Annotated in this window: 13 protein-coding genes; 11 read left to right on the top strand and 2 right to left on the bottom strand. The window is 73.2% G+C overall.

Going from position 1 to position 18802, the window contains the following annotated elements; translation table 11 throughout:
- Nucleotides 1–248 precede the first annotated feature (248 nt).
- Nucleotides 249–752 (bottom strand): hypothetical protein, encoded by a 504-nt coding sequence (locus JOL79_RS27955; protein WP_210158884.1) that lies wholly within the window; start codon nucleotides 750–752, stop codon nucleotides 249–251.
- Between the two features lie 371 nt (nucleotides 753–1123).
- On the bottom strand, nucleotides 1124–1600 hold the full coding sequence (locus JOL79_RS27950) for a hypothetical protein (protein WP_210158883.1): 477 nt from the start codon (nucleotides 1598–1600) through the stop codon (nucleotides 1124–1126).
- A gap of 429 nt (nucleotides 1601–2029) precedes the next feature.
- Here JOL79_RS27950 and JOL79_RS27945 point away from each other — a divergent pair, with 429 nt between their 5' ends.
- From JOL79_RS27945 to JOL79_RS27895, 11 genes are all read left to right on the top strand, one after another.
- The gene (locus tag JOL79_RS27945) at nucleotides 2030–2941 is read left to right on the top strand and encodes an alpha/beta fold hydrolase (protein WP_210158882.1); all 912 of its coding nucleotides are present in this window, start codon (nucleotides 2030–2032) and stop codon (nucleotides 2939–2941) included.
- 99 nt (nucleotides 2942–3040) lie between these two features.
- A complete protein-coding gene (gene moeZ / locus JOL79_RS27940) occupies nucleotides 3041–4219 on the top strand; it encodes an adenylyltransferase/sulfurtransferase MoeZ (RefSeq protein ID WP_210158881.1) in 1179 nt (392 codons plus the stop codon).
- A 281-nt stretch (nucleotides 4220–4500) separates the two neighbouring features.
- Nucleotides 4501–5235, top strand: a complete 735-nt coding sequence (locus JOL79_RS27935) for a hypothetical protein (protein WP_230985651.1) — start codon at nucleotides 4501–4503, stop codon at nucleotides 5233–5235.
- Complete coding sequence (locus tag JOL79_RS27930) at nucleotides 5229–6491, top strand: S8 family peptidase (RefSeq protein WP_307848775.1); 1263 nt, start codon at nucleotides 5229–5231, stop codon at nucleotides 6489–6491. The genes JOL79_RS27935 and JOL79_RS27930 overlap by 7 nt, the downstream gene beginning before the upstream one ends.
- A 9-nt stretch (nucleotides 6492–6500) precedes the next feature.
- Complete coding sequence (locus tag JOL79_RS27925) at nucleotides 6501–7376, top strand: hypothetical protein (protein WP_210158880.1); 876 nt, start codon at nucleotides 6501–6503, stop codon at nucleotides 7374–7376.
- Nucleotides 7370–8509, top strand: a complete 1140-nt coding sequence (locus tag JOL79_RS27920; RefSeq protein ID WP_210158879.1) for a S8 family serine peptidase — start codon at nucleotides 7370–7372, stop codon at nucleotides 8507–8509. Before JOL79_RS27925 ends, JOL79_RS27920 begins: the two co-directional genes overlap by 7 nt.
- Nucleotides 8510–8610: 101 nt before the next feature.
- A complete protein-coding gene (locus JOL79_RS27915; RefSeq protein ID WP_210158878.1) occupies nucleotides 8611–8982 on the top strand; it encodes a hypothetical protein in 372 nt (123 codons plus the stop codon).
- Nucleotides 8970–9284 carry an MGMT family protein gene (locus JOL79_RS27910; RefSeq protein WP_210158877.1) on the top strand — a complete coding sequence of 105 codons (315 nt, stop codon included), beginning with the start codon at nucleotides 8970–8972 and terminating at the stop codon, nucleotides 9282–9284. The genes JOL79_RS27915 and JOL79_RS27910 overlap by 13 nt, the downstream gene beginning before the upstream one ends.
- A gap of 51 nt (nucleotides 9285–9335) precedes the next feature.
- Nucleotides 9336–12233: a CDP-glycerol glycerophosphotransferase family protein gene (locus JOL79_RS27905; RefSeq protein ID WP_210158876.1), complete on the top strand. Its 2898-nt coding sequence runs from the start codon at nucleotides 9336–9338 to the stop codon at nucleotides 12231–12233.
- A gap of 83 nt (nucleotides 12234–12316) precedes the next feature.
- A complete protein-coding gene (locus tag JOL79_RS27900; protein ID WP_307848774.1) occupies nucleotides 12317–15532 on the top strand; it encodes an ATP-dependent helicase in 3216 nt (1071 codons plus the stop codon).
- On the top strand, nucleotides 15526–18801 hold the full coding sequence (locus JOL79_RS27895) for an ATP-dependent helicase (RefSeq protein ID WP_210158875.1): 3276 nt from the start codon (nucleotides 15526–15528) through the stop codon (nucleotides 18799–18801). Before JOL79_RS27900 ends, JOL79_RS27895 begins: the two co-directional genes overlap by 7 nt.
- Nucleotide 18802: the final 1 nt, after the last annotated feature.

Raw genomic sequence — 18802 nt, 5'->3', positions numbered from 1 at the left:
GAATTAGTGCATATATATGGCAGCGGTGTCGTCCGGGGCCTCCGCGTCGCGCTGCGCGCGACGCGACGGCACCACAGATGAGCCGCCGGTTGACGAACTGTTCAGGTGACGTCCCGGTGTGGGACGGCACGGTTCCGCCATGCAGGACCGGCATCATGGCCCGAAGGCCGGGGCAGCCTCACGGCTGCGGTCGTCCTCCCTGACGAGGGCTTACGCCCCCGCGTGTGAAGGGCGCCAAGAAGGCGAGATCACGGCGTACCAGCGGCTGCCGTGCTGGGCGACGGGCTGACGGTGACGATCGTGGTGGTGGTCACGGTCGGGTGGATGTCGGTGTCCTGGTTGCTGTTCGGGTCGGACTTGGTGTCGACGCGCTCCCACTGGTTGTTGTAGGGACGCGCCTCGGCCTGCTGCGACTGGTGGTTCCACGGCACGGCGGCGGCCGAGTTCTCGGACTTCTGGAACGGCGTGAGCACCAGCGTGAAGTCCCGCATGAGGAACTGGTTCTGGTTCTGCTGCTGACGCGTGTGCTGGTGCTGCTTGTTCTTGTTCTTGTTGACCGTGCGCTTGCGGCTCACGCTCGGGCAGCAGCTCCGGACGTAGTGACGGACGACCGGACGGCCGCCGCCGACGTAGCCACCCATGACGGTGGCGGCGCTCGCGGTGCCGCCGACGGCGCTGCCGAGGGCGACGGCGCCGCCCGTCAGCGCGGCGCTGACCGCGAGCATGCCGGCCAGGTTCTTGATCGTGGACATGCTTCTGCTCTCCTTGAGAATGCTCGCCCGGAGACGCCAAGGCGTCACCCGCGGGACGGCCCGGCGATGAGGGCGCGGTCTTGCGGGGTCGCCCTGGCGGCCCCGGACACATTGACTGGGCCGCTGCAGGGCTCACCCGTTCCCGGGCTCGCGCCGCGCGACCTGAGCGCGGAAATTCGGAGGGGACCACGCGGGACGACTTCGCCGTCCCGCGTGATCCCGACCGTGGGGCGCACGCGGTTCCGCCGCCGTTCACCGTCAACCGGAAAGACCACGGTCGCGGCGGGCGCGGGCACCCGTTCAGGCGTCACCCGATGTCCCCCGATCGGTGTCCCGGCGTGCCGCCGGGGCCGAGGTCAGGGGTCAGTGGGTCACGGGGTGGACGGCGACGGCGACGGCGACGGGCTGACGATGACCACCTTGGGGTGGATGTCGGTGTCCTGGTTGGTGTTCGGGTCGGACTTGGTGTCCGTCTGCGAGTTCTGCCGGTTCCAGGGCTGAGCCTTCGTGTCCGAGGCCTGCCAGTTGTACGGCAGGGCCCGCGAGTCGGTCTCGGTCTTCTGGAACGGCGTCAGGACCAGCGTGAAGTCGCGCAGCAGGAACTGGTGCTGGTTCTGGTGCTGGCGCTCGTGCTGCCACTGCTTGTTCTTGTTCTTGTTCTTGGTGCCGGACTTCTTGTAACGCGGGCAGCAGCCACGGCTCACGTAGCTGGGGCCACCGACGTAGCCACCCATCACGGTCGCGGCGTTCGCGGAGGTCACAGTCGCGGCGCCGCCCAGAGCGACGGCACCACCGGTCAGCGCGGCGCCGATCGCGAGCACCCCGATCAGGTTGTTCAGCTTGGGCATTTCATTTCCCCCTAAGGATTTCTGCCCCGACACTCCGGCACTTTCCAAATCAGTTGGAAAATGCCCTTTCTGATGACCCTTACGGATCATCCCTGCATTGTCTTGATTTCCTCGCTGCCCGAGCGACAAACAGCGATCAGCGGCTTTTGCCATCCGCTTATCGCTTTATTGACGACGTTGGACCGCTACCGATCGCTTTGCTCGCAAATGTCATTCTTGTCGCATTTGAAATGTCCGAATCGGTCTGATTTGGCCGTTCTGTCGGGCTGGGCGGCGGCCGCTTTCCGGAGCTCCCCATGGGGCGCCCGAGTGATGGGCGGGGAGGTATCGCCGCACGAGCCGCGGGTACGGGGCTCCGGGCCGCCGGGCGGCGGCGGGCCGTGCCGGACGCGGTTATCGTCGAAACGGAAGGCGAACAGAGGAGGAAGCGTGGGTGTCGAGCCGATTCCATGCTGGCCTGGCCGTCTCGTCGACGTCGGGGACGCCTCGATCCACGTGCGTACGACGCCGGAGGGGCCCGCCGAGACCGCGGTGTTCGTACACGGGCTGGCCGGTTCCGCGACGAACTGGACCGACCTCATGGGCGAGCTGGCCGGCGACGTGCGAGGTGTGGCGGTCGACCTGCCGGGGGCCGGCTACTCGCCGGCGCCGCACGACGGCGTCTACTCGGTCGACGGGCACGCGGCCACAGTGGCCCGGCTCGTGGAGCGCATCGGAGGGCCGGTCCACCTGTTCGGCAACTCGATGGGCGGAGCCGTCTCCGTGCGCCTCGCGGCGACCCGGCCCGATCTCGTCTCGTCGCTGACACTCGTCTCGCCGGCCCTGCCGGATCTCCTGCCGAGGTACGGCCCGGCCAGGGTCGTGATGTCCGCGACGCCCCGTCTCGGGGAGCTCGCCATGAGGTGGCTCGGCTCAGTGCCGCCGGAGCGGCGGGTCCGCGCGACGCTCAGCTGGTGCTACGCCGACTCCGGCCGGGTCCATCCCCAGCGGCTCCAGGAGGCGGTGGAGGAGGTGCGCCGCCGCGACGGGCTGTCCTACTCGGCGGCGGCGACCATCGAGTGCGCTCGCGCGATCGTCCGGGAGTACTTCCGCACCGGGCCGGACAACCTGTGGCGCCAGGCGGCCCGCGTCACCGCCCCCACCCTGGTGATCTACGGGCTGCGCGACCGGCTGGTGCACGCCCGCATGGCGCGGCGCGCCGGCCAGGTGTTTCCCGATGTGCGCCTCGTCACTCTTCCGTACGCCGGGCACGTCGCCCAGATGGAGTATCCGGAGATTGTGGCGGCCGAGGCGAGGGGACTCTTTGCCCGGACCCGAGCCTCGATGCGACGATCAGCATGATTGGGGAATGCGCGACGGCCCCGGTTAAGTTGTGAGTAGAGCTGTGATGGGCCCATGGAGCCGGAGCGCGACCATTGGCGCGAAAACGGGAGTGGAACTGTGTCGTTGCCACCGCTGGTAGAGCCGGCAGCTGAGCTGACCGTCGACGAGGTGCGGCGTTACTCGCGTCACCTCATCATCCCCGATGTCGGAATGGCGGGGCAGAAGCGCCTCAAGAACGCGAAGGTACTGGTCGTGGGCGCGGGTGGCCTCGGCTCTCCGGCGCTGATGTACCTCGCCGCGGCCGGGGTCGGGACCCTCGGCATCGTCGACTTCGACGTGGTCGACGAGTCCAACCTGCAGCGGCAGATCATCCACGGGCAGTCGGACGTCGGCCGCCTCAAGGCGGAGTCGGCGGCGGCGTCCGTGCGGGAGATCAACCCGCTGGTCAACGTCATCATCCACAACGTCGCTCTCACGACCGACAACGTGATGGACATCTTCTCCGGCTACGACCTGATCGTGGACGGCACGGACAACTTCGCGACCCGTTACATGGTCAACGACGCCGCCGTCCTCCTCGGCAAGCCGTACGTCTGGGGCTCCATCTACCGGTTCGACGGGCAGGCCAGCGTGTTCTGGGCCGAGCACGGCCCCTGCTACCGCTGCCTCTACCCCGAGCCGCCGCCGCCGGGCATGGTCCCGAGCTGCGCCGAGGGCGGCGTCCTCGGCGTGCTCTGCGCGTCCATCGGCTCGATCCAGGTGACCGAGGCCATCAAGGTCCTCACCGGCACCGGCGACCCCCTGGTCGGCCGGCTCATGATCTATGACGCGCTGGAGATGAAGTACCGCGACGTCAAGGTCCGCAAGGACCCGGAGTGCCCGCTGTGCGGCAAGAACCCGTCGATCACCGAGCTGATCGACTACGAGGCGTTCTGCGGCACGATCTCGGACGAGGCCCAGCAGGCCGCCGTGGGCAGCACGATCACCGCGGCCGAGCTCAGGGACATGCAGGAGCGCGGCGACAACGTCTACGTGATCGACGTCCGCGAGCCGAACGAGTACGAGATCGTCAACATCCCCGGCGCGGTGCTCATCCCCAAGGGCGAGTTCCTGAACGGTTCGGCCCTGGAGCGCCTGCCCCAGGACCAGAAGATCGTGCTGCACTGCAAGTCGGGCGCCCGTTCCGCCGAGGTCCTCGCGGTCCTCAAGAACGCCGGCTTCTCCGACGCCGTCCACGTCGGCGGCGGTGTGCTGAGCTGGATCAAGACGGTCGACCCCAGCCTGCCCACGTACTGATTCCACACGTCACGGCCGCCGCTCCCCTCGGGGGACGGCGGCCGTCGTGCTTTCCGTGCTGTCCGTCGTGTGCCCGTCGCGTTCCGGCGGGGGAACATGTCAGGACCGCTCGGCGGTGGCCTGCGGCAGGACGGTCAGGCCGGCCGCGGAGACGATCTCCTGCGGCGTGTTCACGTAGCGGGCACGTCCGCTTTCCCCAGCGTCAAGTACTTTCCGTGGTGATTTGGGAGGAAGAGGGGCGCTAGGTCGCGTTAAGGTCGCTGAGGGAGCCAGCGACGCGAATGAGCGGAGGCACGGTGGGGGAGATGCGGACCTGGCCGGTCGTGGCCGTGGCCGCCGCACTGACCCTGATCTTCGCGATCGTCGCGGGGGTCGCCGGCAGCGCCGCGGTGGCCGAGCTCATCCGCGGCCCGAGCCCCGAGGAGCTGCGCCAGGCCTCCCTCACCGAGGTGGCCGGGCGGTGGCAGCGGTGGCAGGCGGGCAGGATCTTCCCCGCCACCCTCGCCTACACGAGTGAGCAGGGCGCCCGTGAGCGGGCGCGCAGGGTGGGCATCTCCACCCGGGTGGACTGCCGTACGGCGGTGGACGCCACGCTCGCCGCGTCGTTACAGCGGTCCGGGTGCCGCGCGGTCCTGCGGGCCACCTACATCGACGCCCTGCAGGGGATCGAGGTGACACTCGGCGTCGCCGCCTTCCCCGACGTCCGGGCGGCCGGCTCGGCGCGGGCCGCCTTCCCCGACGACGGCAGGCCGTCCCCCGGCCTGCGGGCGCTGCCCTTCCCCGGCACGGTGACCGACCGGTTCGCCCAGGCCGGCCGGCAGGCGGCCACCGTGCGGCAGGCCGGGCCGTACCTCGTGATCGCCACGGCCGGCCAGGTGGACGGGCGTCCGGCCCGGGCGCTGGAACGGCAGCGGCCCACCATGTTCTCCTTCGTGGGAGACCTGACCCAGGACGTCGCCGACGTGCTGACCGCCCAGGCGGCCCCGGTCTGCTCAGGCGCGGAGTGGCGGTGCTGAGGCGGGCCACCAGGCGGGCCGCGACCCGGGCCGCCGCGGCCGCGCTGGCGGCGTGGGCCGCGCTCGCGCCGGGTGTGAGCCGGGCCGACGACGTGCGGCTGAGCCAGCACGACGTGCTGCGGACGCTGGACGTCGACGACGCCTGGCGGCTCACCAAAGGCAAGGGCGTCACCGTGGCCGTCCTGGACTCCGGGGTCGACCCCGCCCACCGCGATCTGGTCGGCTCGGTCGTCACCGGCAAGGACTTCACGGCGGGCGCGAACCCCGCGGGCGTCGAGCCGGTGCGGCTGCACGGCACCTACATGGCCTCGCTCATCGCCGGTCACGGGCACGGACCCGGGGCGGGTGACGGCATCGTCGGCGTCGCGCCGCAGGCCAGGGTGCTGTCGGTGCGGGTGATCCTGGAGGACGAGGAGCCGGGGTTCGGCACGTTCAACTCCGACGCCCGCTTCGAGAACGTGGTCGCCCGGGGGATCAGGTACGCCGTCGACCGCGGCGCCAAGGTGATCAACCTGTCCCTCTCGAAGGACGCCCCGACGAAGGCCGAGCGCGAAGCGATCGGGTACGCCATCTCCAAGGGCGTGGTCCTGGTGGCCGCCGCCGGCAACGACGGCGCGGGCAAGCGCACCGCGCCGTACTCCTACCCGGCGTCCATCCCCGGCGTGATCTCGGTGGCGGCGGTGACCCCCGCCCTGCGCCGGGCGTCGTTCTCCAACCGCAACTCCTCGGTGCTCGTCGCCGCCCCCGGCGTGGACGTGCTCGGGGCGGGGCCGCACGACGAATACTGGGTGGGCCGGGGGACATCCCAGGCGACCGCGCTCGTCTCCGGCGTGGCCGCGCTGATCAAGTCCCGTTATCCCCGGATGTCGCCGGCGCTGGTCGCGCAGGCGCTCACCTCGTCGCCCGCCCGCAGGGATCCGTACAACACCGGGACCGGGTTCGGGGTGGTCAACGCGTACCGGGCGCTGGAGGTCGCGGCGACCCTGTCCCGCCACCGGGCCGTCGCCTCGGGGCACGGCGTGCAGGACCCGTCGCACGCGGTCCGCTCGGGCGCGGGAGCGCAGGGCCCGATCGTCGTGGTCCGGCGCGACCGGCGGGCCGTGACTCTGTACGGAGGCCTCGCCCTGGTGGCCCTCGCGGGCGCGGGCGGCGGCCTGACCGTCCTGCTCGTGCTCGGCCGCCGCGCCCGCGCGCGACAGGAAGATGACGGCGACGCGCTGATGCCCGCACCCCGGCCGACGGGTCTGCCGACGTAGCATCGGAGTATGCCGCCCGCGCAGCCCGGAAGTCCGCCCGGCGGCCGGAGGGGACTGCCGCCAGGCTCGGCCGCCCGCCGGCCGGGCGCGCGTCCGTGGCCCGCCTCGCGACGGCGCGCCGCCGCCGCGCGGGCCGCCCTCGAACGGGCCGCGCTCGAACGCGGGATCCGCTACCGCTCGATCTACCTCACGATCATGAGCGTCGTCCTGGCCGTCGCCGCCGTGAACGTCCTGTCCGGGTCCGTCGGGCTGATCCTGGAATCGCGCTCCCGCCCGCTCACCGACGCCGAGCGCGCACGGTACGTCGCGGAGGACGTGGCCGGCCGGTGGCACTCCTGGCCCGTCGGCATGGTGTTTCCCGAGGAGCTCCAGTATTCCGGGCTCGGCCGGGTCCAGCAGTACGCCAAGCGGGTCGGGATCGCCCCGGAGGAGCAGTGCGCGCGGGCGGTGGACGCGCCGGTCGCGTCGGTGCTCCGGCGGCACGGCTGCCGCACGGTCCTGCGTGCGACCTACGTCGACCAGACGTCCACCTTCGCCATCACGGTCGGCGTGGCGGTCCTGCGCGACGAGGCGGCGCGGACCGACGCCGCCGCCGAGCTGCCCGTCGACGACCGGGTCGGCGTCAAACCCGTGGCCTTCCCCGGCACGGTCACCGAGGGGTTCGGCGCCGCCCAACGGCAGAAGACCGGCTGGGTGGGCTCCGGGCCGTACATCGTCTTCTCCACCGCGGGGTACACCGACGGCAGGACCCGGCAGTCCGTCCCCCTGGAGGAGCAGGTGAACAGCGAGTTGTGGCCGGCCGCCGAATCCGTCGCGGGACGCATCGCACGCGCCCTCGGCGAGCCGCCGGACGTGCCGCGCTGCACTCAGGGGCACGTGTGCTGAGGCCGCTCGCCGTCTGCGCGGTCCTCGCGGGCGTACTGCTGATCGCCGGGCCGGCCCACGCCGAGCCCGCAGCCGGTGACGACCGGTGGGCGCTCGACGCGCTGAACGCCGCCACGGCGTGGAAGACCTCCCGGGGAGCCGGGGTGATCGTCGCGGTCCTGGGTGACAGCCACCCCGACGGCGGCGTCCGGGAGCTGCGGGGCAGGGTCGAGAAGGGGCCCGATCTGTCGACCCTGACGATCGGCGACGACATACCGCTCGGCGACCGGTCCACCGGACTCGCCTCGCTGATCGCGGGTACGGCCTCGGGGATGGCCCCGGAGGCCCGCGTGCTGTCGATCCCCGTCAACGCGCGACCGGCCGAGGCCCTCGCCGACCCGGAGGAGGACGCCGCCCTCGCGGACAGCCCCCTGGCCAGGGGCATCCGGTTCGCCGTCAACAGCGGGGCCTCCGTCATCTGCCTTCCCTCCTCCCGTTACGGGATCAACCGGATGGAACGCGACGCGGTCGCGTACGCGCTCGCCCGGGGCGCCGTGCTGGTCGCCGCCGTCGGCGACGACGGCCAGTCGGCCTACACGCGCCAGACCGGCACCTCCTACTGGCGGTTCCCGGCCGGTTACCCGGGCGTCGTCGGCGTGGCGGCCGTCGACCGGAAGGGCGCGAAGGCGGGCGCGAGCAGCGACAACCTGTCCGTGCTCGTCGCGGCCCCGGGCGCCGAGGTGCCCGCGGCCCGCCGCGGCGGCGGGCGCGACACGCTGAGCGGCACCGACGTGGCCAGTGCGCTCGTCTCCGGCGTCGTCGCACTCATTAAGGCCAAATATCCAGATATAAGGCCAGAACTGGTCGCGCGCGCTCTCACCTCGACCTCCCGTCCCCATCCGCCCGCCGGCTATGACGACAAGGTGGGGTTCGGCGTCGTCGACGCGGCCGCGGCCCTGGGCAAGGCCGGTGAACTGCTGGAATACGGCCGGTCCGCGCCGGTCGACGACGACGCGCATTTCGGGAAGGGCGCGGTCTTCCGCGCTCCGGCGCGGCCGGGCCCCGATCCGGTTAGGCTCTGGATTTACGGCATCGCCATCGCCGCCGGCATCGGCGGTTTCGCGGCCGGCGTGATCGCGCTCACCCGTCGGTGATCACATGTTGGCCGCCGTTCGGCCGCATTTCGGACGCGGTCCCGTGGATGTTGGCTTTTTCAGTGACAGAACCCGGTCAAGTTTCGCTATGGTCCCGGCTCATGGGGTACGAGCTGCGCGTAGAGCGGGATGCACCGCTCGCCTACGCCGAACTCGCGAACGTGGTTTCGGCCGAGGCCGGATTCGAGCTGCGCGGGTCGCATGAGGCCGGCGAGGTCGTCGCGCGGCACGGCGACGCGCTGCACCACGTCGCCGCCTGGTCGGGCCGGCTGATCGGCACGCCGGGGTCGGACTGGCAGGTGGCCCAGCTCGCCCGGCTGACCGACGTCATCGGCGCGCGGCTTGTCGGCGAGGACGGCGAGGTCTACGGCATCAGGAACGGCATCGTCGAGCAGATCAACGGCTCGGCCAGCTACGAGTTCGGCAAGCTCGAAGAGATCATCGCCGCCGGGCCCACCGAGTGGAGCGCCTGAACCGCCCCCTGCCGCCGTTCGCGGAGCGGGTGCTCGACGTGGTCGAGCGGATCCCGCCGGGTAAGGTCATGTCCTACGGCGACGTCGCGGAATACCTCGGTGAAGGCGGCCCCCGCCAGGTCGGGCGGGTGATGTCCCATTGGGGCGGAGGCGTCCCGTGGTGGCGGGTGATCCGGGCGGACGGAACTCCCGCGGCCGGTCTTGAGGACGAGTGTTTCGCCAGGTGGCGACAGGAGGGCACGCCCATGCGCGGGGCGCGGGCGGACATGCGTCTGGCGCGATGGGACGGGCGGACTCCCTGACCGGCATTACCATTTCAGGAACATCGGTCTCCGAAGGGTGGTGCCCCCCTCATGACACCCGCGCCCACGAGCGACCCGGTCGCCGACCGACTGCGGGCTGTCCAGGAACTGTACGACCGAGGTGAGCCGATATCGGCCCTGGTCGCCCTGGTCCGCAGCGAGGGCCTCACTCCGGCCCAGCGTCGTGAGGTCGACCGCGAGGCCCTCGCCGGCCCGCTCGGTCTCCGACTGGACGCCGCCGCCAAACGCGGTCCCGCGCGCAGGCGGGAGGCCATCGACGCGCTCCGGCCGTACCTCGCCGAGGTCGATCCGAAGATCAAGCGGGATCTGCCGGTGGGCCGCCGGGTGGGCTTCCACCTGGTCGAGACGACGGACGCCGAGGAACTGGCCGCGGGCGACGCGCTCGCCAAGCTCGCCGCCGCCGCGGCCGAGCCGTCCCGCCGGGTCCGCAAGGGCCTGCGCTGGTACGCCGAACTGCCGGTCGAGGTGGGGGAGCCGGAGCTGCTCCGGCTGCGCGCCGCGGACCTGGTGCCGGTCACCCAGATCGACGACATCTCCTGGGCGGGCAACCGGCTGCGGATCACCGGCCACGCGTACATCGCCGGCCTGTCGGTCCGCAGCGGCCGTTTCAACCGCGCCACCGTCGTGCTGCGCGGCCCTCGCTGGCTGCCCCGGGTGACGCTGAAGACGCGCCGGATCTACCACCCGGAGGCCACCCACGCGGCCCGCGAGCCGGGCTGCAACTACGACTGGGCGGGCTTCACCGCCGAGCTGAACCCGCTGGCGCTGCGCTGGCGGGCCGGGCTGCGCGCCGTGGTGCGCGGCGCCAAGCGGCTGCTGCGCCGGCGGCACACCGTCCAGGACACCACGACCTGGCGGGCCGAGATCGTGATCTGGAGCCGTGCGGCCAGGGCCCGCGGCGTGCTCCGCGGCCCCGCCATCGGCCGGACCGAGCGTCCGGCGGGGCTCCAGGTCCGCCGCCGCTGGTGGGTCCGCCCGGTGTGGACCTCCGACAAGGCCCTGCAGGTGGTGCTCCAGCCGACCCGGGCCGAGCTGACCGGCGTCCGCCTCGACGGCGAGACGATCGAGCTGACCGGCTTCCTCCCCGGCCGTCCCGTCACCAGGGGCAAGGCCCGCGTGGGCGGCCACCGGATGTCCGCCGACTTCGCCCCCGCCGAGGGCGGCAGCCGGTTCTCCCTGCAGCTCGCCCTGCAGACCGTGATGAACGCGGAGGCCCGGCGGCTGTGGGTGGAGCCCAAGGGCGACCCCGCGGCGGCCGTCATGCTGGAGGGGGCCGAGGAGACCCGGCTGCTCGTCGGCGAGCGGGAGATCACCGTTCAGGGCGACCGGCGTGACCGCGTGGTCATCTCCGGGCACCGCATCCTGCCCGTCATCACCGCCGCCGAGTGGCAGGCGGAGTCGCTGACGCTGACCGGCCGCTACCCCGACCCCGACCCCGGGCCGCGCGACCTCGTGCTGCGGCACCGCGGCGGGCTGACCATCCGCGTCCCGTTCGAGAGGGACGGCGACGACTTCACCGTCCGGTTCTCGCCCGGCGCCATGCCGCGCTTCGGGTCGACGGCGCCGCTGGCCGAGGGCACCTGGAACGTCTCCGTCGCGCCGCCCGGCAAGTACGGCCCCGCGATGGTGCCCGCCCGGTTCGACCACGCGGGTCTCGACGCCCTCGACGAGAACCCGCGGACGGTCGACGGCCGCGTGTACCGGTTCGTCGCCACTCGCTTCGACGTCCCCGTGCTGGTGGCGGCGGAGGACCGTCCCGGCGACGAGCGCAGCGCCGCGGGCCTGTGGGCCCTCAGCCGCACGTTCTACCAGGCCGAGCGCGCCCGCCCGCTGCGGGAGGCGACCGTCTACGTCTCCTTCGACGGCCGGTCGTACTCGGACAATCCCCGTGCCGTCTACGAGGAGCGGCTGCGGCGCGGCGACGACGGCGAGCACATCTGGATCGTCAGGGACGGCGCGTTCGTGCCGCCCGGCTCGCGCGAGCTGGGCCTCGGCGACGGCATCGTGCCGACCGTGGTGCGCGAGGGCAGCCGGGAGCACTACGAGGCGCTGGCCCGGGCCCGCTACATCGTGGCCAACCAGTTCCTGCCGCAGTGGTTCCGCACCCGCGACGACCAGGTGTACGTCCAGACGTGGCACGGCACCCCGGTCAAGCACATCGGGCGCGACCAGTCGCACATGAAGCGCGAGCCGCGGCCGCCGGTCTGGCACCGGCAGGCGGTCGAGGTGCGCGGATGGGACCTGCTGCTCTCGCAGAGCTCCTGGGCCTCGTCCATCCTGCGGAAGGCGTTCGGCTACGAGGGGGAGATCCTGGAGTCGGGCAACCCCCGCAACGACGTCCTCGTCGCCCCCGACAGGGACGCCCTGGCCGCCGACGTCAGGCGCCGCGTCGGCGTCCCCGAGGGCAAGCGGGTCGTCCTCTACGCGCCGACCTTCCGCGACCACGACCGCAGGAACGCGTCCGTCCGGCTCGACCTCGCGGACGCGAGGCGCGCGCTGGGCGACGACCACGTGGTCCTGGTGCGGGGACACATGATGCAGGCGTTCCCGCACGTGCTGCCGCACGGCGGCTTCGCGATCGACGTGACGACCTACCCCGACATGGCGGATCTGCTGCTGATCGCGGACGTGCTGGTCACCGACTACTCGGCGGTGATGTTCGACTTCGTGGCCACCGGGCGGCCGGTCGTGCTCTTCACCCCCGACATGGCGAAGTACAAGTCCAGCCGCGGCCTCTACCTCGACCTGGAGTCGCAGCGGCCGGGGCCGAGGTTCGAGACCTCGGCCGAGGTGGTGGAGGCGCTCAGGAACATCGACGCCTTCACCGCCAAGCTGCACGACCGCTACGCCGCGTTCGTCCGCACCTACGCCCCGCACGACGACGGAAAGGCCACCGCGCGCCTCGTGGACCACGTCTTCACCCGCTGAGCTCGTCCGCCCCTGGCGTATCGAGCACCTGTACTGGGCAATCGGGCACGATCTATCCCAGTGTTCTGATGGAATGCTGAGTTGTGAGTGGTCAGACCTATCGGCTGGTGCGTGGCGGAGGCGTGGGGCGTGCCGCGCCTCCCGTGCTGGACGAGCACCAGCGGTCGGTGGTGGAGCACGAGGGCGGTCCGCTGCTCGTGCTCGCCGGGCCAGGCACCGGCAAGACCACCACGATCGTGGAGACCGTGGTCGACCGGGTCGAGCGGCGCGGCGTCGACCCGGAGCGGGTCCTGGTCCTCACCTTCAGCCGCAGGGCCGCGGGCGAGCTGCGCGAGCGGATCACCGCGCGGATGCGCAGGACGACCCGCACGCCGCTGGCCCTCACGTTCCACAGCTACGCGTACGCCCTGCTGCGCCGGGAGGCGGTCTTGGCCGGCGAGGAGCCGCCCCGGCTGCTCACCGGCCCGGAACAGCTCCTGGAGGTCCGCAGGCTGCTGCACGGCGAGCTGGAGGACGGCGCGCGGCACTGGCCCCCGGAGATGCGGGAACTGCTGAAGACGCGGGGATTCGCCGAGGAGCTGCGCGACTTCCTGTCGCGGGCGGCCGAGCGCGGCCTGGACGGCGAGGCGCTGGCCGAGCTGGGGCTCCAGCACGGCAGGGCCGACTGGGTGGCGGCCGGCCGGTTCTCCGACCGCTACCAGGACCGGTTCGACCTCGACCCGGTGCCGTCCCTCGACTACGCGGAGCTGATCCGTGAGGCGGCCGGCCTGCTCGGCGACGGCGCGGTCCGGCGGCGCGAGCGGGACGCCTACGACGTGGTGCTGGTGGACGAATATCAGGACACCGACCCGGCCCAGGAGACGCTGCTGCGGCGGCTCGCGGGCGACGGGCGCGACCTGATCGCGGTGGGCGACCCCGACCAGTCCATCTACGGCTTCCGCGGCGCCGACGTGCACGGCATCCTCCGGTTCCCCGAGCGGTTCCCCACCCGGGACGGCCGGGACGCGCCCGTGGTCGCGCTCCGGGTGTGCCGGCGCAGCGGCCCGGCGCTCCTGGAGGCGTCCCGCCGGGTCGCCGCCCGCCTGCCCGCGGTCCTCGCGCCCGGCGCGGGCGGGGCCGGCGGCCATCGCGACCTGCTGCCGACGGCCGGCGCGGAGCCGGGCGAGGTGAAGGTGCTGCTCGCCGACAGCGAGAGCCAGGAGGCGGCGGTCGTGGCCGACACGCTGCGCCGGGCCCACCTGCTCGACGGCGTGCCGTGGTCGCGGATGGCCGTCCTCGTGCGCAGCGCGGTCCGGCAGGTGCCGGTGCTGCGGCGCGCGCTGCTGTCCGCGGGGGTGCCCGTCGTCGTCGCGGGCGACGAGCTGCCGCTGGTCCAGGAGCCGGGCGTCCGGCCGCTGCTCACCCTTCTCAAGGCCGCCGTACGGCCGCAGACGCTGGACCCGGCGACGGCGGAGGAGCTGCTCACCGGCCCGCTCGGCGGCACGGACATGATCGGGGTGCGGCGGCTGCGGCGGGCGCTGCGGGTCGCGGAGAACGAGGCCACCGCGACGGCCGCGGCGCCGGAGGACGGCCTGCCCGTCCTGCCGTTCGCGCCGCGATCGTCGGACGAGCTGCTGGTCGCCGCGCTGCGCGACGTCCGCGAGCTGATCCGCGTCGAGCCCCACGTCGGCGCGCCCGCGGAACGGGTGGCCCGCCTGCTGAAGACCGCCCGCGACGCCGTACGGCAGGGCAAGGGGGCGGAGGAGGCGCTCTGGGAGGTGTGGCAGGCCAGCGGGCTGGCGGAGCGGTGGAGCGAGGCGAGCGTGCAGGGCGGCGTGCGGGGCGGCCAGGCCGACCGCGACCTCGACGCCGTCGTGGCCCTTTTCGACCACGCCGCCCGGTTCACCGACCGCCTGCCCAAGGCCGGGGTGGAGGTCTTCCTCGACGACCTGACCTCGCAGGAGATCGCCGGTGAGACGCTGGCCGAGTCGGCCCCGGAGGGCGACGCCGTACGGATCCTGACCGCGCACCGGTCGAAGGGCCTGGAGTGGGACGTCGTGGTGGTCGCGGGGGTGCAGGAGGGGCTGTGGCCCGATCTCCGCCTGCGGGGGTCGCTCCTCGGCACCGAGGCGCTGGTCGAGCTGGCGGCGGGATCGGCCCTGGACACGACGCAGGTCGCCGCGGCGACGATCGCCTCCAAGCTGCTGGCGGAGGAACGGCGGCTGTTCTACGTGGCCGCGACCCGGGCCCGGCGCACGCTGGTGGTCACGGCCGTCGGCGGAGAGGACACCGACGAGCGGCCGTCCCGCTTCCTGACCGAGCTGCTGCCGGGCGGCGTGGCGGAGGCCACGGTCGACGACCGGGCCCGGTGGCTCAGCATGCCGGCCCTGGTGGCCGACCTGCGGGCGGCCGTGTGCGACACCTCCCGGCCCGAGGCGCTGCGCCGCGAGGCCGCCGCCCATCTGGCGAGGCTGGCGCGGGCGGGCGTGCAGGGGGCGAGCCCGGACGAGTGGTACGCCCTGACGCCGCTGTCCGACGACCGGCCCCTGGGCTGGCCGGACGACATCGTGCGCGTCTCGCCGTCGGCCGTCGAGAGCTTCACCAAGTGCGGTCTGCGCTGGGTGCTGGAGACGGCGGTGGGCGCGGGCGGCACGAGCGTCACGCAGAGCCTCGGCACGGTGATCCACGCCATCGCCGTGCTGGCGACCGAGGACGGCGCCGACCTGACCGGCCGGCTCGACGAGGTGTGGGACAGCTTCGACTTCGGCGGGGTGTGGTTCAACCGCAAGCAGCGCCGGGTCGCCGAGCAGATGGTCGAGCGGTTCGTCCGGTGGCACAAGGACAACGAGCGCGAGGTGGTCGCGCTTGAGGAGGCGTTCACGGCGCCGCTCGGGAACGGCGTGGAGATCAGGGGGCGGGTCGACCGGGTGGAGCGCGACGGCGACGGCCGCGCGGTGATCATCGACATCAAGACCGGAGGGGGCAAGCCGAAGGACGACGAGATCGACCGGCACCCCCAGCTGGGCGTCTACCAGCTCGCCACCGTGCTCGGCGCGTTCCGGCGGCACGGCCTGGCCGAGCCCGGCGGGGCGTCGCTGGTCCAGGTCGGCAAGGCGGCGGGCACCGGGAGCACGGCCAAGGAGCAGGCGCAGCGGGCGCTCGGCGACGACCCCGATCCGGAATGGGCCAAAGACCTCGTCACCACGGTGGCGGCCGGCATGTCCGAGAGGGTGTTCGTCGCGCGGGTCAACGACGGCTGCCGCACCTGCGCCGCCAAGGTGGCCTGCCCGGTGAACGACAACGGGGGGCAGGTGTGCTGAGCCCCGGCGACCTCGCGGGCAAGCTCGGCATCCTCCCGCCCACCCTTGAGCAGGCCGCCGTGATCGAGGCGCCGCTTGAGCCCGCCGTGGTCGTCGCCGGCGCGGGCTCGGGCAAGAGCGAGACCATGGCGGGGCGGGTGGTGTGGCTGGTGGCCAACGGCCTCGCCCGGCCCGAGCAGATCCTCGGCCTGACGTTCACCCGCAAGGCCGCCGCGGAGCTGGCCGAGCGGGTCCGCCGCCGCCTGGAGGGCCTCGCGTCGGCCGGGCTGGTCGAGGCGGAGCTGCTCGACTCCGAGCCCACCGTGTCGACCTACCACGCGTACGCGGCCCGGCTCGTCACCGACCACGCCCTGCGCGAGGGGCTGGAGCCGACCATGCGGCTGGTGACCCCCGCCGTGGCCTGGCAGATGGCCTCCCGGGTCGTGGGCCGCTACGACGGGCCGATGGACCGCGTCGACCTGGCTCCCGCGAGCGTCACCGCTGCCGTGCTCGAGCTCGCCGGGGAGATGGCCGAGCACCTGCGCGGCCCCGGCGAGGTGCGGGAGATCGGCGAATGGCTGGGCGAACGGCTCGCCTCGGTGAAGGGCAGGCCCACCCTGCCCCAGCAGCGGCCGGGGAAGACGCAGGCGATCCGCGAGCAGCTGCTCCCGCTGGTCGAGGCGTACGAGCGGCTGAAGCGGACCCGTGAGGTCATCGACTACGGCGACCAGATGGCGCTGGCCGCCCGCATCGCGTCCCGGCACCCGGACGTGGGCGTGTCGGAGCGGTCGCGCTTCTCGGTGGTGCTGCTCGACGAGTATCAGGACACCAGCCACGCCCAGCTCGTGCTCCTGCGGGCGCTCTACGGCGGCGGGCATCCCGTGACGGCCGTCGGCGACCCGTGCCAGTCGATCTACGGCTGGCGCGGCGCGTCGGCGGGAAACCTGTCCCGGTTCCCGCAGGACTTCCCGACCGCCTCCGGCGACCCCGCGGCCGTCCGGCAGCTGTCGGTGAGCTTCCGCAACGGCGAACGGGTGCTCGACGTCGCGGCGGCGATCCAGACCCCGCTGCGGGCGGGCGCGGCGCGGGTCCCTGTCCTGGTGCCCGGTCAGAACCGGGCCGGACGCGGCCGGGTCGTCTGCGCCTTCCATCCCACGGCCGAGGATGAGGCCGAGTGGGTCGCCGAGGGTGTGGCGGGCATGCTCGGCCTCGACTCCGCGCCGGACGGTCTGCCGTGGGGCGAGGGCGAGCGGGGCCGCCGCGGCCCGCTGCTGCAGCCGCAGGACGTCGCGGTGCTCGCCCGCAAGCGCGCCCAGTTTCCCGCGCTGCGGCGGGCGCTCGAGGCGCGCGGCGTGCCGGTGGAGGTGGTCGGCCTCGGCGGCCTGCTCACGGTGCCCGAGGTGGCCGACATCGTCGCGACGTTGCGGGCGCTGTACGACCCGACGGCCGGGGACGCCCTCGTGCGGCTGCTGGCCGGGCCGCGCTGGCGGATCGGCCCGGCCGATCTCAAGGTGCTGGGCGACCTCGCCCGCGAGCTCAACCGCGAGACCCGGCGGGGTCCGAGCGCGGACGACCCGCTCGACCAGGTGGTGGCCGACCTGGCCGAGGAGCGGGGCAGCCTGATCGACGCGCTCGACGAGCTGCGCGACCGGCCCGACTGGCTGGAGGCGTTCTCGCCGCCGGCGCGGGAACGCCTGCCCAGGATGGCGGCCGAGCTGCGGCTACTGCGCGGCCACACCGGGCAGCCGCTGCCCGACCTCATCGGCGAGGTGGAGCGCAGGCTCGGGCTCGACGTGGAGGTGGCCGCGCGGGGCGGCAGCCCGATGGCGGCGCGGGCCGACCTCGACGCGTTCGTCGACGCGGCCGCCCGTTTCGCCGGGGACGCCGAGGATCCCACGCTGGGCGCCTTCCTGGCGTACCTGAAGGCCGCGGAGAGCGAGGAGTTCGGCCTGGAGGCCGGGCGGGTCGGCGACAGCAACAGCGTGAAGCTGATGACGGTGCACGCCTCGAAGGGCCTGGAGTGGCCCGTCGTCGTGGTGCCCGGGCTGTCCGAGCTCACCACCCAGAAGGGCGGCCTGGCCAGGGGCTCGATGTTCCCGGCGACCCCGGTGACGAACTCCCGGTGGACGGAGAACCCGCGCAAGCTGCCGTACCCGCTGCGCGGCGACCGGGACGACCTGCCGCGGCTGGCGGGCCTGGACAAGGAGGCCGTCGCGGAGTTCGAGGAGCTCTGCCGCGAGCGCGACCTGATGGAGGAGCGGCGGCTCGCCTATGTGGCCGTGACCAGGGCCCACTACCTGCTCATCGCCTCCGGCTACCGCTGGGGCACCTCGTCGAAGCCGCTGGAGCCGTCGCGGTTCCTGGCCGAGGTCAGGGAGGCCGGGGCGCGGGTGGCGCGCTGGGACGAGGGCGACCACACGGAGAATCCGCTGCTCGCCGAGCCGCCTGAGGCGACCTGGCCGGAGGTCTCCGTGCGGGAGCAGGTGCGCGACGGCGCCCGCCTCGTGGCGGAGGCGCTGGCCGCCCTGACCGCCGATGACACCACGGCGACCGGCACGCCCGCCGCGTCGGACGGGCCGGTCGCGCACGAGCTGCGGGATCGCGATCGGGACCGGATGCGTGCCTGGGCCAGGGACACCGACCTGCTGCTCCGCGAGCGGGAGCTGGGCCGCAGGCGGGGCGGCGGTGTAGTGGAGCTGCCCGCCAAGCTCACGGTGTCGTCGCTGGTGACCCTGGCCGGCGACCCCGACGCGTACGCCCGGCAGGTGCGCCGCCCGGTGCCCCGCAGGCCCGCGCCGCTCGCCCGGCGTGGCACCGCGTTCCACCGCTGGCTGGAGTCGCGCTGGGGGCAGCAGCGGCTGCTCGACGAGTTCGAACTGCCCGGCGCCGCCGACGAGCCGTCCGAGGCCGAGGTCCGGCTGGCCGAGCTCCAGGAGCGGTTCGAGGAGAGCGAATGGGCCGGGCGGGAGCCGCTCGACCTGGAGGTGCCGTTCGAGACCATGCTCGCCGACCGGCTGCTGCGCGGCCGGATGGACGCCGTCTTCCGCGAGGGCGACGGATACGTGGTGGTCGACTGGAAGACCGGCGAACGGCCGCGCGGCCGGGCCGAGCGGACCGCGTCGATCCAGCTCGCCGCCTACCGCGTGGCGTGGGCCTCGCTCGCCGGGGTGCCGCTGGACAAGGTGGGTGCGGCCTTCCACTACGTCCGATCGAACGAGACGGTCCGCCCCGTCGACCTTCTCGGCGCCGACGGCCTCGTCGCCCTGATCCGGCAGATCCCGGAGGAGTAAG

Origin of the sequence: Microbispora oryzae, from assembly GCF_017896165.1 — a bacterium.
Classification (GTDB): domain Bacteria; phylum Actinomycetota; class Actinomycetes; order Streptosporangiales; family Streptosporangiaceae; genus Microbispora; species Microbispora oryzae.
Note: the sequence above shows the minus strand (reverse complement) of the source record. Positions and strands in the feature narration are given on the sequence as shown.